This is a genomic window from Inquilinus sp. 2KB_23, assembly GCF_052115705.1.
In the GTDB taxonomy this organism is placed as follows: domain Bacteria; phylum Pseudomonadota; class Alphaproteobacteria; order DSM-16000; family Inquilinaceae; genus Inquilinus; species Inquilinus ginsengisoli_A.
Genome location: NZ_JBFRHF010000010.1, coordinates 196,191 through 209,988 on the forward strand (window position 1 = coordinate 196,191; position 13,798 = coordinate 209,988).

Annotated in this window: 11 protein-coding genes; 3 read left to right on the forward strand and 8 right to left on the reverse strand. The window is 70.0% G+C overall.

Annotation, left to right across the window (positions count from 1 at the left end):
- The first annotated feature begins 20 nt into the window (after nt 1–20).
- Entirely contained in the window at nt 21–1,895 is a 1,875-nt protein-coding gene (locus AB4112_RS15180; RefSeq protein ID WP_441720732.1) for an adenine deaminase, read from the forward strand.
- A gap of 64 nt (nt 1,896–1,959) precedes the next feature.
- Nucleotides 1,960–3,336 carry an NCS2 family permease gene (locus tag AB4112_RS15185; protein ID WP_441720734.1) on the forward strand — a complete coding sequence of 459 codons (1,377 nt, stop codon included), beginning with the start codon at nt 1,960–1,962 and terminating at the stop codon, nt 3,334–3,336.
- Nucleotides 3,337–3,387: 51 nt separating this feature from the next.
- Here AB4112_RS15185 and AB4112_RS15190 read toward each other — a convergent pair whose 3' ends face one another.
- Both AB4112_RS15190 and AB4112_RS15195 read right to left on the reverse strand, forming a co-directional pair.
- Complete coding sequence (locus tag AB4112_RS15190) at nt 3,388–4,965, reverse strand: alkaline phosphatase PhoX (protein ID WP_441720736.1); 1,578 nt, start codon at nt 4,963–4,965, stop codon at nt 3,388–3,390.
- Nucleotides 4,966–5,272: 307 nt separating this feature from the next.
- On the reverse strand, nt 5,273–7,273 hold the full coding sequence (locus AB4112_RS15195) for a hydantoinase/oxoprolinase N-terminal domain-containing protein (protein ID WP_441720738.1): 2,001 nt from the start codon (nt 7,271–7,273) through the stop codon (nt 5,273–5,275).
- Between the two features lie 161 nt (nt 7,274–7,434).
- Here AB4112_RS15195 and AB4112_RS15200 point away from each other — a divergent pair, with 161 nt between their 5' ends.
- Nucleotides 7,435–8,439: a hypothetical protein gene (locus AB4112_RS15200; RefSeq protein WP_309794248.1), complete on the forward strand. Its 1,005-nt coding sequence runs from the start codon at nt 7,435–7,437 to the stop codon at nt 8,437–8,439.
- Here AB4112_RS15200 and AB4112_RS15205 read toward each other — a convergent pair.
- From AB4112_RS15205 to AB4112_RS15230, 6 genes are all read right to left on the reverse strand, one after another.
- On the reverse strand, nt 8,434–8,766 hold the full coding sequence (locus tag AB4112_RS15205; RefSeq protein ID WP_309794246.1) for a hypothetical protein: 333 nt from the start codon (nt 8,764–8,766) through the stop codon (nt 8,434–8,436). The two genes, AB4112_RS15200 and AB4112_RS15205, sit on opposite strands and share 6 nt — an antisense overlap.
- Before the next feature lie 208 nt (nt 8,767–8,974).
- A complete protein-coding gene (locus tag AB4112_RS15210; protein ID WP_309794244.1) occupies nt 8,975–9,805 on the reverse strand; it encodes a carbohydrate ABC transporter permease in 831 nt (276 codons plus the stop codon).
- Between the two features lie 14 nt (nt 9,806–9,819).
- A complete protein-coding gene (locus tag AB4112_RS15215; RefSeq protein WP_309794242.1) occupies nt 9,820–10,752 on the reverse strand; it encodes a carbohydrate ABC transporter permease in 933 nt (310 codons plus the stop codon).
- Nucleotides 10,753–10,756: 4 nt separating this feature from the next.
- Nucleotides 10,757–12,088, reverse strand: a complete 1,332-nt coding sequence (locus AB4112_RS15220; protein ID WP_309794240.1) for an ABC transporter substrate-binding protein — start codon at nt 12,086–12,088, stop codon at nt 10,757–10,759.
- A gap of 64 nt (nt 12,089–12,152) precedes the next feature.
- Entirely contained in the window at nt 12,153–12,821 is a 669-nt protein-coding gene (locus tag AB4112_RS15225; protein ID WP_309794238.1) for a GntR family transcriptional regulator, read from the reverse strand.
- The gene (locus tag AB4112_RS15230; RefSeq protein ID WP_309794236.1) at nt 12,818–13,717 is read right to left on the reverse strand and encodes a dihydrodipicolinate synthase family protein; all 900 of its coding nucleotides are present in this window, start codon (nt 13,715–13,717) and stop codon (nt 12,818–12,820) included. Before AB4112_RS15230 ends, AB4112_RS15225 begins: the two co-directional genes overlap by 4 nt.
- Nucleotides 13,718–13,798: the final 81 nt, after the last annotated feature.

Genomic DNA, 13,798 nt, shown 5'->3' on the forward strand with positions numbered 1-13,798 from the left:
TCTCGATGGAGAACCGGCCGATGGCGACCGCCCCAGCCCTGCCCGACGACCTGCTGATCGGCGCCGAGGACGAGGTGGCGATCCGCCAGGATCTGGTGCTGACCGCGCTGGGCAAGCGGCCGGCGGACACGCTGCTGCGGGTGGGCCGGCTGTTCGACGTCCACACCCGGACCTGGCGCGACGACCAGGAGATCGCGATCAAGGGCCGGCGCATCGCCTGGACCGGCCCGGCCGGGACCTTTCCGGGCGAGGCGGCGCAGCGCGTCGACAGATCCGGGCTGGCGGCCGTGCCCGGCTTCGGCGAGGTGCACAAGCACATCGAGAGCACGCATCTGACGCCGGAGTGGGAGGCGGCGCTGGTGCTGCCGCGCGGCAACACCTGGACCTGCGAGGCCAGCCACGAATTCTCCAATGTCGACGGCCCCAACAACCTCGCCTTCTGGTTCGAGGCCCGGCGCCTCGGTTCGCCGCTGAAGATCTTCCCGCTGCCGGGCTCGGCAGTGCCGCCGACCGCCTATGAATGGGGCGGCGGCTGGTACGGCTATGACGAGCAGAAGGGCTTCCTGAAGCAGAGCCTGATGGTCGCCGGCCTCGACGAGGTGATGGACTGGCCGGCGGTCTGGAACCCGGAGAACCCGTCCTATCCGCGCCTGTGGGGCATGATCCGCGCCACCTTCGAGCAGCGCGGCGTGGTCGAGGGCCATGGCGCCGGGCTGCGCGACACCGCCGCGATCAGCGCCTTCGCCGCCGCCGGCCTGGCCTCCGACCACGAAGCCTGGACGCCGGAGGAGGTGTGGGAGAAGCTGGCCCACGGCATCTTCGTCGAGCTGCGGCCCTATTCGATGCCCGAGGTCATCCCCTGGCTGATCGAAAAGGGCCTCGCCGACTGGTCGCAGCTGGCCTTCACCACCGACGACCGCAGCGTTTCCGACACGTTCAGGCTCGGCGCCACCGACCACAATGCCCGGCTGGCGATCCGGCACGGGCTGGCGCCGGAGACCGCGATCCAGTGCATCACCCTGAACCCGGCCCGGCACATGCGGCTGACGCCCTGGGTCGGCAGCCTGGCGCCGGGACGCTACGCCGATGTCGTGCTGCTGTCGGATGTCGCCGGCCTGGAGATCGCCGAGGTCTGGGCAGACGGCCAACCGGTCTCGGACGGCAAGCGCTACATCGGCCCGCAGCCGGCGATCGACTGGCCCGCCTGGGCGCGACAGACGGTCAACATCAAGCGCGACCTGACCGCGGCGGATTTCGCGCTGCCCGCGGTGCCGGGCCGCGACACCATGCAGGCGGCGCTGCTGCGCCCCTTCCATTGGGCCGATGGCTTCCTCACCGCCGAACTGCCGGTGCGCGACGGCGCGGTGCAGCGCGAGCCGGAGCGGAACATCACCAAATTCGCCATCATCGACCGCTTTTCCGGCGACGGGCGGGTGGCGAAGATGTTCTGGCTCGGCTGCGGCCCGCGCACGCCGGACACGGCCCTGGCCTGCTCGGTGGCGCATGACAAGCACAACATCTGGGCGGTCGGTTCGTCCGACGCGGCCATGGCGCTCGCGGTGAACACGCTCGTTGAACAGCAAGGCGGCTGGGCCCTGGTGCGCGACGGCGAGGTGCTGGCCACGGTGCGCTACGAGATCGGCGGGCTGATGAGCTGTCGGCCGCCAGAGGAGCTCCATGCCGAGATGCAGGCGCTCTACGCCGCGGCCGAGGGCATCGACTGGATGTACGAGCCGACCTTCCACCCGCGCTGGTTCCCGGGCTTCCCGGAGCGGCTGATCTTCGCCACCCTGACCTGTGCGCCCTGGCGCTGGGTGCTGGTGGCGCCCTGTGAGCAGGCGCCGCAGGGCTTCGTCAATGTGCAGAGCGGGGAGACCCACCCCGTCGTCTGGTAGGGGGACGCGCTTTCCGATCAATCCAATCCCGCGGCAGCAAAGACCGCGGGCGGAAGGGGGCTTCATGACCACATCCGAGCCGACGAGCCTGCCGGCGGCCAGTGGCGGCTGGCTGGACCGGCGCTTCAAGTTGTCGGAGCGCGGCAGTTCGCTGCCGCAGGAGGTGATCGCCGGCATCACCACCTTCGCGGCGATGGCCTACATCATCGCCGTCAACCCGGCGATCATGTCGGCCGCTGGGATGGATCGCGGCGACCTGGTGATCGCCACCGCGCTGGCCGCCATCTTCGGCAGCCTGATGATGGGGCTGACCGCCAACCTGCCGCTGGCGGTGGCGCCCGCCATGGGGTCCAACATCGTCTTCGCTTATGTCATGGTGAAGCAGATGGGCATCCCCTGGCAGGGGGCGCTGGCCATGGTCGCCGTCACCGGCGTGATATTCCTGGCCCTCAGCCTGTCGAAGCTGCGCGAGAAGGTGGCGAAGGAGGTGCCGGACGCGCTGAAGATCGGCATTCAGGCCGCGGTCGGCACGCTGATCGTGTTCATCGGCCTGCGCGGCGCCGGCTTCATCGTCGCCAACCCCAACACCTATGTGGCGATGGGGTCGCTGGCCAGCCCGCCGGTGCTGCTGACCCTGGCCGGCATCCTGGTCACGCCGGTGCTGGTCGCGCGCAAGGTGCCGGGCGCCCTGATCCTGTCGATCGCCGTCCTCACCGTGATCGGCCTGTTCGTGCCGCTCAAGGACGACGGCACCATGGTGACGACGCTGCCCTCGGCCTTCTTCGCCCTGCCGAAATGGCCGGCCAGCACCTTCCTGGCGCTCGACTTCAGCTACCTGGTCTCGCATTTCCTGGTGACGCTGCCGCTGCTGTTCTACTTCCTGTGCGGCGAGTTCTTCAGCACGCTGGCGACGCTGATCGGGGTCACCGGCGCGGCCAACCTGCGCAAACCGGACGGGTCGATCCCCAACGCCACCGCCGCCTTCGCGACCGATGCGACGGCGACCATCGTCGGGCCGCTCCTCGGCACTTCGGTCGTCACCGCCTTCATCGAATCCGTCACCGGGGTGCAGGCCGGCGGCCGCACCGGCCTGACCTCGATCGTGGTCGCGGTCGGCTTCTTCCTGGCGCTGTTCATCTGGCCGGTCTTCGTCATCATCCCGGCCCAGGCCACCGCGCCGGCGCTGGTGGTGGTCGGCATCTTCATGCTGCAGGGGCTGGCGCGGATCGACATGGGCGACCTCGCCAACGCCGTGCCGGTGGTGCTGATGCTGCTGGTCACGGTGCTGAGCAACAACCTGATCAACGGCATGGCGATCGGCACCTTCGCCTACATCCTGCTGTGCCTGGCGCTTGGCCGCAGCAAGGCCGTCACCCCCGTGGTCTGGGGCCTGGGCGTGATCTTCGTGCTGTATTTCGTGGTCACCAGCCGGCTGATGTGACGCCGGAAGATCCGGGGGATCCAGCCGGATCCCCCGGATTCCTTGGTGCGGCTACAGCGGCCCGCGCTCCCACGGGCCGGTGATCGCCATGGTGATGCCAGGGGTCTGGATGTTGACGAACAGGGTCCGGCCCTCCGGGCTCCAGCAGGCGCCGGCGAACTCGCTGGCGCGGTAGTCGCCCTCGGCGATGGTCTTGCCGGCGTCGGCGATCTGGCCGGCGGTCAGCTCGGCATTGTTCTTCAAGAGGTAGAACGGCGCGCCCTGGCGGGTCAGCGCGACCAGCCGGGTGCCCGGGCCGTAATTGTCCGGGCTGCCAGCCGGCGCCGCGTCTGGGTCCTCGCACAGCACCACGCCGCCGCGCGGGCTGACGGTGACGTTGTCCGGGTTGTGCGCCGCGATCTGGCCGTCGCTGACGAACAGCGCCCGCAGCCGCTGGGTCAACAGGTCCAGCACCCAGACCGCGCCGTAGCCGCGCCCGAGCCGGCCGCTCGGCTCCCTGCCCGTGCTGGTGTCGACGATGAACATGCGGCCGTCGGCGTAGAAGATGCCTTCACCGCGGCTCATCCGCAGCCCGCCCTCGGCCCAGCTCTGCGCGAAGGGGCCGCTCAGCGTTTCGCCGACCCCGATGTCCGGGAAGCCGATCGGCGCGGTGACCGCGTCCATGTCCGGCTGCTCGATGTCGATCCACTCCAACTGGTACTCGTCGCCGACATGGGCGACCACCAGGTCGGCATTGGGTCGGCGGCGGACGCGGGCCGCCTGCAGCCGCCCGCCATGGTCGAGCGCGCCGTGCCGGCCCGAGCGGTCATCGGGGATGAAGCGGTACAGCCCCGACTTGTTGCGGTCGTCCTCGGTCAGGTAGATGACGCCGGTGCGGGGATCCACCGCCACCGCCTCGTGGCTGAAGCGACCCATCGCCACCAGCGGGCGGCCGGTGGTGCGCTCGGCCTCCGGATGCACCTCGAACACATAGCCGTGGCGGCGGCCTGCCGTCGACTTGGCGTTGGTCTTGACCTCCTCGCAGCTCAACCAGGTGCCCCAGGGCGTGCGGCCGCCGGCGCAGTTCTGCGTGGTGCCGGCCAGGCTGGCTTCCGCCGACACCCAGCGCCCGTTGCGGAAGCGCAGCGTGGTGGTGCCGCCGCCGGCGCGCGAGCCGCTGGTGTCGATCGTGCCGGTGTCGTAGGTGCCGGGCGCGGTCATCGACGTGGGCGCGGCGCTGATCTCGTGGTTGCGGACCAGGATCAGCTCGTCCTCACGGCCACGCCCACGCCCACGCCCATGCCCATGGCCGAAACCGAAGTCGAACCAGCGGCCGCCCTTGCCGTGCATCACCGCCATGCCGTCATGCTTGGCCGGCACCGGCTGGCCGTCGGCCATGCGGTCGCCGGTCCAGGAGAAGGAGCTGTAGCGGAAGCCCGGCGGCAACAGCAGCAGCGGCAGGCCGGTGCTCTCGTCGGCGGTCGGGGCAAGGGGGCCGTAGGGGCTGCGGACCGGGGCGGTCCAGTTCTCGCCGGTGGCGGCGGCCTGGGCCTGGCGCTGGGACAGGGCGCCCAGGCTGCCGATGGCGCCGAGGGCGAGGGCGGCGCCACCGCCCTGGAGGGCGAGGCGGCGGGAGGGGGTGAGGGACATGGTTGCGGCTCCTGCTGGCTGTCCGTCGACCTGGGCAGTCCGGGCCGCGTCGATCCGCGAACGCCTCAGGCGCAGAATGGCCTTTCCCAAGTCAATGGAATCACTGACCGGGACAGTCATACAGAGCGAATAATGAATTTTTGTTAAGGAGACGCGGCTTCCGAGAGGAAATATCGACGAGTCTCATGTTTTCTTGGTTTCATTGCAGTAATGTTAAGTAAAGGATTCGAATATAAAATTATACTAATTCTTTGATATTTACGTCAATTCGGGCTGCCTCAGTGCAGCGCCGAGGCCGGCCCGACAATCATCCCATCCGCGGACGGCCGGCGGCGGTGGCGGTGATGATGCTCTCGACGAACATGTCCAGGCCGCCGGCCATCGCCACCACCCGGTCGGCCCGCGCCACGGTCACCGCCACATCCTGGCCGCCGGCCTCGCGGGCCAGGGTCTCGGCATGGCCGCGCGCCTCGGCCTCGGCATGGGCGGCCGCGTCCTCCAGGCTGTCGAAGGTGCGGATGCCGCCGGCGGCATGGACGCGGAAGCGGCCCTCCTCCGGCGCGGTGATGGTGACCGTCACGGCCTGCAGCACGCCGCTGGCCACGGCACCGATGGCGTTGGTGACGCCGGCATGCTCCGGCACCACGCTTTCGGTGCCCAGGCGACGCGCGATCTCCGGATAATAGGTCGCGGCCGAGGCGCCGATCCCGACCAGCGGCAGGCCGAGGGTGAGGGCAGGGCGCAGCAGCGCGGATGCGGCGGCCCACCCCGACCCTGGGCCCGCCACGGCGCGGCGCGGCAGCAGGCCGCGCGCCTCCCGCGCCGGGTCGGCCACGCCGTCCCGCGCCAGCGCCGCCTCGACCAGCGCCAGCGCGCTGTCGGCGGTCAGCCGCTCCAGCACCGACCGGGCGAAGGCCTCGCCATCCCTCGGCGCGGCCCAGCCGGGTTCGGCCGGGCGCTTGGCCCACAAGGCGGCGCCCAGCAGGGCCGCGTCGCGTGACCAGCCGTCATGCAGCCCCAGCACATGGGCAGCATCGGTCGGGGTGAAGCCGGACAGGATCACCAGCCCGCGCGCCACCAGCCGCTCCAGCGGCCGGTCCAGCAGGTGGCTGGTCAGCACCGATTCCAGCGGCTGCGGCCCGTCGGCCAGTGCCTCCCAGATCCGCCGCTCCGGCGCCGACAGGGTGTCGGCCTCGGTGTCCAGCGCGCGCAGGCGCAGGGCGAAGCGGCCGTCCAGGCTGGTCCATTCGCCACGCTCGGCCTGGCGCCGCAGCGCCGTCAGCATCTCGGGATGCTGGTGCACCAGCAGGCTCAGCGGCACCGACCGGCGCGGCCCGACGGCCAAGCCGAAGCTCGGCTCGATCCGCACCTCGCTGTCGCCGCCCAGGCCGAAGGTGCGGATCTCCACCGCCTCGACCATGGTGCGCCAGCCGCCGACCTGGGCGCCCTCGCGGTTCAGCAGCGGACGGCCGTCCTTCAGGATGGCGATGTCGGTGGTGGTGCCGCCGATGTCCGAGACGAAGCAGTCCTCGCGCCCGGTCAGCCAGCGGGCGCCGACCACGCTGGCGGCCGGGCCGGACAGCACGGTCTCGACCGGCCGGGCCAAGGCGAAGCGGTCGGCGATCAGCGATCCGTCGCCCTTCACCACCATCAGCGGCGCCGCGATGCCGCGGGCATCCAGCCGGCCGCGCACCGCCCGGATCAGCGATGCGGTCAGCGGGATCAGCCGGGCGTTCAGCAGCGCGGTCAGCGCCCGGCGCGGCGCGTCGAGGCCGGAGGTCAGCTCATGGCCGCAGGTCACCGGCTTGCCGGTCAGGTCGCGGACCAGGTCGCGCACCGCCTGCTCATGCGCCGGGTTGCGCACCGCGAAATAGCCGGCGACGGCGAAGGCGGTGACGGCGGGCGCGTGCCGCAGGATGGCCGCGCGCACGGCCTCGAGGTCCAGCGGCGCCTGCTCCTCGCCCGACGGGCGGTGGCCGCCGGCGATCGCCACCACCGGGTCGGCGCCCAGTGCCTCGCGCAGCCCGGCCCGGTCCAGCGCCGCCTCGGGATAGCCGATCAGGATCAGGCAGGCCGGGTTGCCCTGGCCCTCGACCACGGCGTTGGTGGCCAGGGTGGTCGACAGTCCGACGAAGCCGATCTCGGCGGGGTGCTGCTCCAGCACCGCGTCGATCGCCGCGCCGATGCCCAGCGCCAGGTCGTGCTTGGTGGTCAGCCGCTTGGCCGCGGCCAGCACGCCGCGGTCGGGGTCGAACAGGACCGCGTCGGTGAAGGTCCCGCCGGTGTCGATGCCGAGAGAAATGGACAAGGCGATCCCTCTGGAAATGCAGGTTCGGATTAGGCCAGGAGGCTCGCCGACGGCAAGAGCGAAGGCGCAGCCCGGTCATGCAGTTGGGGCTGCGTTTCGCCGCGTTGACCTCCTCGCGCCGGCCGGCGAAGGTGCCGGCTTCCGGGGGAGGGCGAGGCATCGTGGCATCGGACGACGACGACAAGGATGTGCCACGCAACTGGCGCCGGCGGCTGTTCCCGGCCGTGCCCATGGCGGTCGTCTACGCGCTGGTGCTGTGCCTGCTGGCGGAGGCTATCGACTGGGAGGTCGGCGGCGGCGGCGCGATGATGCTGGTGGTCGCCTTCCTGTTCGGCGTGCCGGCGGCGGCGACCAGCGTGGCGGTGATGATCGCCGATCCCAGGGGGCAGATGCGGGGCGGCCGCCATGCGCTGATCGGCTTCTACGTCACCTCGGTCTTCCTGTTCGCCGCCGTGGTGCTGCTGCGCGAGGGCGGGATCTGCGTGATCATGGCCGCGCCCCTGTTCTACCTGGCGTCGATCGTCGGGGGGCTGATCACCGGGCTGCTGCTGCGCCGCACCCGCGGGCGGGCGACCGCCCTGGTCCTGGTGCTGGCGCCGGTGCTCGGCATGCCGCTTGAGGCCGGGACGTCGTATCCCGAGCGCACCGGGTCGGTGATCACGGTGGTCGAGATCGCGGCGCCGCCCGAGGCGGTGTGGCGCAACACCGTCGCCATCCCCGACATCCGGCCGCGGGAGCTGAGCTGGACCTTCAGCCACGCCATCGTCGGCGTGCCGCGGCCGGAGGATGCGCGGCTGGAGGGCGAGGGCGTCGGCGCCGTGCGCTATCTGCACTGGGGCGGCGGCATCCATTTCCAGGAATGGATCACCGCCTGGGACCTCAATCGGTCGCTGGCCTGGACCTTCCATTTCGCGCCGGATTCGATCCCGGCCGCGGTCGAGGGCCATATCCGGGTGAACAGCCCCTATCTCAAGCTGACCGGCGGGCACTACACGCTCGACCCGCTGCCGGGCGGCCGTACCCGGCTGACGCTGCAGACCGACTACTGGATCGCCACCCCGATCAACGCCTATTGCGCCTGGTGGGGCGACGTCTTCCTGACCGACTTCCACCGCATCGTGCTGGGCGTGATCAAGGAGCGGTCGGAGCGCGCGGCCAGCCTATGACGGGGCGCCGGCGACCAGCCTTTCCGCATCGTCGAGATCGGCGTCGAAATCCACCAGGTCGTATCCGACATCATCCGCATCGTCGGCCTCGAACGCGGCGCCCGGCATGTCGACCAGCAGCGACAGCAGCTGGCCGGCGGCGGCGATCCGGTCGATCCCGTCCCCCGACGTCGGATTGCGGCTGACCGTCAGGCACTGCAGGATCTGGCGCAGCACCCAGCGCTCCTGCGCCGGCGGCACGTCGCTGTCGGCCCAGGTTTCGCGGACGTACCGCAGTTTGCCCAGGATGTCATAGGCATCCTGCCGCAGGGAGAGGATGGCATCCATCTGCCCGATCGGCGACTCAAGGATGGCGGTCTCAGGCGCCGCCGCCGGCAGATTTATGTAATTGATGAATTGGCTGAATGACATGGTACACCCCTGATCCGGCAGGTGTCTTGTGATAATGACTATATACCTACAAACTACGGCATTTTATCCAATTTGCAAATGATCCAATTGGGGTAGGGTTGGACGATTCGGGTGAAGGGCCGGCTCAGCCGCCCTTCACGGCCCCCGAGGTCAGCCCGGCGACGATCTGCTTCTGGGCGACGATGGTCAGCACCAGCACCGGCAGGATCACCACCAGCGCCGCGGCCGAGAGCGGGCCCCAGCTGACCTGCTCGAAGGTCAGCGAGTTGTAGACCGCGACCGGCAGGGTGCGGGTGGTGCGCCCGGCCAGCACGATGCCGAAGACGAAGTTGTTCCAGGAGAAGATGAAGGCCAGCAGCATCGCCACGGTCAGGCCCGGCCGGGTCAGCGGCAGCACGACATGGCGGAACACCTGCCAGCGGTTGGCACCGTCGATCCGCCCGGCCTCCTCCAGCTCGATCGGCAGGGCCTCGAAGTAGCTGATCAGGACCCAGATCACGATCGGCAGGGTGATCACCAGATGGGTGATGATCTGCGGCCACAGCGTGCCCATCAGCCCCAGCCAGCGGAACATCAGGAACAGCGGGATCAGGTAGCTGAGGCCCGGCGTCATCCGCGCGATCATGACGACGACGGACAGCTTGGTGGCCTTGGCCCGGGCGATGCCGTAGGCGGCCGGGGCGCCGATCACCAGGCCGATCAGCGTGGCGCTGCCGGTGACGATCAGGCTGTTGATGAAGTAGCGGCCGAAGGAGTTCTCGGCGAAGACCTGGGCGTAGTTGCTCCAGGCCAGGGTGGTCGGGATCAGCACCGGCGGATAGCTGATGTTGTCGACCTCCGGCTTCAGCGACAGCGACAGCATCCACAGAAAGAACAGCAGCGCCGGCGACACGATCACCAGCACGGTGAAATACAGGGCGGCGCGGCGCAGGATCTTCGAGAGGGGGCGGGACATGATCTGGGGCCTCCTCAGGTGGCCGCAAGCTTGGCGCGCTGGCGCAGCCACAGCAGCGCCAGGGACATGGCGACGACGATGCCGAAGAACACCACCGCGATCGCCGAGCCGTAGCCGATGTCGTAGAAGCTGAAGGCCTGGGTGTAGAGGTAGATGTTGATCGTCTCCGACGCCGTGCCCGGGCCGCCCTGGGTGATGGCGTAGATGATGTCGAAGCTCTTCAGCGCGTCGATCGAGCGGATGATCACCGCCACCATCAGGAAGGGCGAGATCATCGGCAGGGTCAGGTAGCGAAACTGCTGCAGCCAGCTGGCGCCGTCGATCTGGGCGCTCTCATAGGGCTCCGTCGGCAGGGCGGACAGGCCGCCGAGCACGATCAGCATCACCAGCGGCGTCCACTGCCAGGTCTCGACCAGCACCAGCGACGGGATCACCGTGGCCTGGTCGAACACCCAGAGCGAAGGCGGCAGCCCGACCAGGCTGAGCAGGTAGTTCAGCACGCCGAGCTGCGGGTGGAACATCATGGTCCAGACCAGGGCGATGGCGACCGGGGTTGCCATCATCGGCATGATCACGATGCCGCGGGCCAGGCCGCGCAGCGGGAAGCGCTCGTTGAACACCAGCGCCGCCGCCAGCCCGAGGACCAGCGGCAGCAGCACCGACAGGACGGTGTACAGCAGGGTGTGCCACACCGCCTCGCCGAAGCGGGCATCGGCGAATAGGCGGGCATAGTTGTCGAGGCCGATGAAGCCGCCGGCGCCGGTGGCCTGCCAGTCATGCAGGCTGACCCAGCCGGTGAAGGCCCAGGGGAAGATGATCACCGCCCCGACCACCACCACCGCCGGCAGGATGAAGGGCAGGTAGGTGCGCAGGGTCGGCGCGACGGCATTCGGCCGCCGCGCCCGCACGCGTTGTCTCCGTCCCACCTCGGCGTCGGCAGCGGTCATCGGCTCAGGCCTCGCTCTTGGCCAGGATCGGCTTGAACTGCTCGGTCGCCTTGGCCAGCTCGGCCGCCGGGTCGGCCCCGCCGGCGATGTTGGTCAGGGCAATGCCGAAGATGTCGCGGAACTCGGTGACCGGCACGATCACCGGCAGGCCGAGCTTGCTGACCTTGGACGAGCCGACGACGGCGTCGATCCAATCGGCCGGCAGGGTCACGCCCTTGCGCACCTCGGCATCGTCCAGGATCGAGGTGCGGAACGGCACGCCCGAGCCGCTTTGCAGCAGGTCGGCCTGCACCGTGCGGGATACCGCCCATTGGCAGAACAGGAACGCGGCCTCCTTGTTCTCGCTGGCCGCGGCCACGCCGATGCCGTCGCCGAAGGTGGCGGAGGCCTGGTCCTTCGGGCCTTTCGGCATGACGCCGTAGCCGGTCTTGCCGACCACGCGCGACAGCTTCGGGTCCTCCAGCGGCTTGGCGAAACCGACGCCGTCCAGCCACATGCCGACCTTGCCCTGCAGGAAGGCCGACTGGCACTCGTTCCAGTTGAAGCCGGCGACGCCGGGAGGGGCCGCCTTCGTCAGCAGGCGCTGATACAGCTTTGCTGCCTCGAGCGCGCCGTCGGAGGTGGTGGCCAGGCTGCGGTCCGCGGCGAGCGGGGCGACGCCGTTGCCGAGCATGAACGAGGTCCAGACCGGGACATTGGCGTTCTTCATGCCGCGGGCGACGAAGCCGTAGGTGCCGGCGGCCGGGTCGGTCAGCGCCTCGGCGGCGGACACCAGCTCCTCGAAGCTAGCCGGGTATTTCAGCCCCTTGGCCGCGAACAGCTCCTTGTTCCAGTAGATGATCCAGTAGTCGACGCTGAGCGGCAGGCTGCCGATGGCGCCGTTATCGGCGGTGGCGTAGGCCAGGCCGGCGCTGGAGAAGTCGGTCAGGCTGACGGCCGGATCGGCCAGGGCCGGGTCGGCCAGGAACGGCCGCAGGTCGGCCAGCCAGCCGCCCTTCTCGAACATCCGCTTCTGCACATGGTAGCTGAGATGGATGACGTCGAAGCTCGGCGCGCCGCTGTTGAACTCGATCACCGCCTTCTGCCGCTGCTGCTGCTCCGGCGTCTGCTCCAGCCCGACATCGATGCCGGTCAGGTCGGTGAATTCCTTGAGGTTCCGGGCGATGGTCTCGCTGCGCGGGCTCTTGACCAGGTTCACCTCGATGTGGGTGCCGGCATACTTCTTCCAGTCCGGCGCGGCGAAGGCCGGACGGATCCGGGGCAGGGCGGCCGCGGCGGCGAAGGCCGCGGTGCCGGCCAGCAGCGACCGGCGGCTGAGGGGTGACGAGAACGCCATGGTGTGATCCTCCCTGGATCTGATTGCGCCGGGCTTCCTGCCCGGCGGTTCCGATGCGCCTACGCTATAGCCCGAGGGCGCGGTTGCGGGCATTGGCGATGTGCGCGGCGATGGCCTCCGCCGCCCGGGCCGGGTCGCGGCTTTCGATCGCGTCGAGGATGCCGAGATGCTCCCGCATCACCGGCACCACCAGCCCGGCGATGCCGACCAGCTCGCGCCGGATCAGCCGGATCTTGATCGAGTTGACGCGATAGGCCTTGGAGATGATCTCGTTGCCCAGCGCGTCGATGATGGTGTCGTGCAGCCCCCAGTCCGTCGCCTGGGCGGCGTCCACCACCTCCGGCGTCGTGCCCTCGCGCTGCGCCCGGGCGATGATCTCCTCGTGCTGCGCCCGCAGCGCCGCCAGCGTCGAATCCGGCGCCGTCCGGGTGAAGGCGGCGGTCGCCTCCTTCTCCAGGAACAGGCGGAACTGGTAGGCGTCGCGGATCATGGTCAGGTCGATGTGCATGATCTGCATGCCGCGCTGCGGCACGGTCTTGATCAGGCCCTCGGCCTCCAGCCGCGGCACCAGCTCGCGGATCGCGCCAAGCGGCATCTGGGTCAGCTCCACCAGCTCGCGCTGCGAGATGAACTGCCCGGCGTGCAGGCTGTTGGCAAGGAGATGCTGCGTGAAGCTGTCATACGCCTTCTCGCGCAGCTTCAGCGGTTCGCGCTCCTCCGCCAGCCCGCTCATCCGGCGGCCGCCCGGTCGGTGAACAGGCCGTCCGCCACCGCGCCGAGCCGTGCCGCGGCGTCGGCCGACAGCGGCACCAGCGGCGACCGCACCGCCAGCCAGGCCGGGTCGCCGCTGCGATGGGCGACCAGGGCCTTGACCGCCGGGATCACCGGATGGGCCAGCACCGCGTCGACCAGCCGCCGGATGCGGTCGTCGTCGCGCCCGTCCTGCACCATCGGCAGCATCGCCTGCGGATAGGCGTTGGCGAGGCCGGAGATCGCACCCTGGCCGCCGAGCCGGACGCCGGCGGCGAGGCAGCGCTCGTCGCCGATCAGGATGGCGAGGTCGCGATGCGCCGCCAGCAGCTGTTCGGCATAGGCCCAGTCGCCGGAGGAGTCCTTCACGCCGCGGATCACCTCGGGGAAGGCGGCGCGCAGCCGGCCGATCAGCTCGATAGACAGCGGCACCTGGGTGACCGACGGGATGTGATAGAGGATGACGTCGCGCGCGGCGCCGCCCAGCAGTTCGAACACCCGGGCGAACCAGGCGAACAGCCCGTCGTCGCTGACGCCCTTGAAGTAGAAGGGCGGCGGCAGCAGCACCGCGTCGGCACCGAAATCGAGGGCCAGGCGCGCCTGCACCGCCGCATCCTCGGCCGAGGAGGCGGAGACTCCGCCGACCACCTGCCGCCCGTCGATGCCGACCGCGGCGAAGGCGCCGAACAGCTGCTCGCGGTCGGACAGCGAAAACGAGGCACCCTCGCCGGTGGTGCCGAAGGCGGTGACGGTGCGGCAGCCATGCGCCAGGCACCAGCGGGCATGCGCCACCAGGCGCAGGAGATCGACCACCCCGTCCGGCCGGAACGGGACGGTCAGGGCCGCGGACAGGCCGAAACGCTCGCGAGGTTGGGGCACTTTCGCTTCCTGCGGCTGCCGCGCGGCGATCGCGCGGTCAAGTTGCTGTAACTGACATGTCAGTCGTACCGCACGACGTTG

Coding starts and splice junctions, on each gene's coding strand:
- AB4112_RS15190 (WP_441720736.1), bottom strand. CDS start 4,965: ATGTCCCTCACCCCCTCCCGCCGCCTCGCCCTCCAGGGCGGTGGCGCC.
- AB4112_RS15210 (WP_309794244.1), bottom strand. CDS start 9,805: ATGTCCCGCCCCCTCTCGAAGATCCTGCGCCGCGCCGCCCTGTATTTC.
- AB4112_RS15205 (WP_309794246.1), bottom strand. CDS start 8,766: ATGGATGCCATCCTCTCCCTGCGGCAGGATGCCTATGACATCCTGGGC.
- AB4112_RS15185 (WP_441720734.1), top strand. CDS start 1,960: ATGACCACATCCGAGCCGACGAGCCTGCCGGCGGCCAGTGGCGGCTGG.
- AB4112_RS15225 (WP_309794238.1), bottom strand. CDS start 12,821: ATGAGCGGGCTGGCGGAGGAGCGCGAACCGCTGAAGCTGCGCGAGAAG.
- AB4112_RS15220 (WP_309794240.1), bottom strand. CDS start 12,088: ATGGCGTTCTCGTCACCCCTCAGCCGCCGGTCGCTGCTGGCCGGCACC.
- AB4112_RS15215 (WP_309794242.1), bottom strand. CDS start 10,752: ATGACCGCTGCCGACGCCGAGGTGGGACGGAGACAACGCGTGCGGGCG.
- AB4112_RS15180 (WP_441720732.1), top strand. CDS start 21: ATGGCGACCGCCCCAGCCCTGCCCGACGACCTGCTGATCGGCGCCGAG.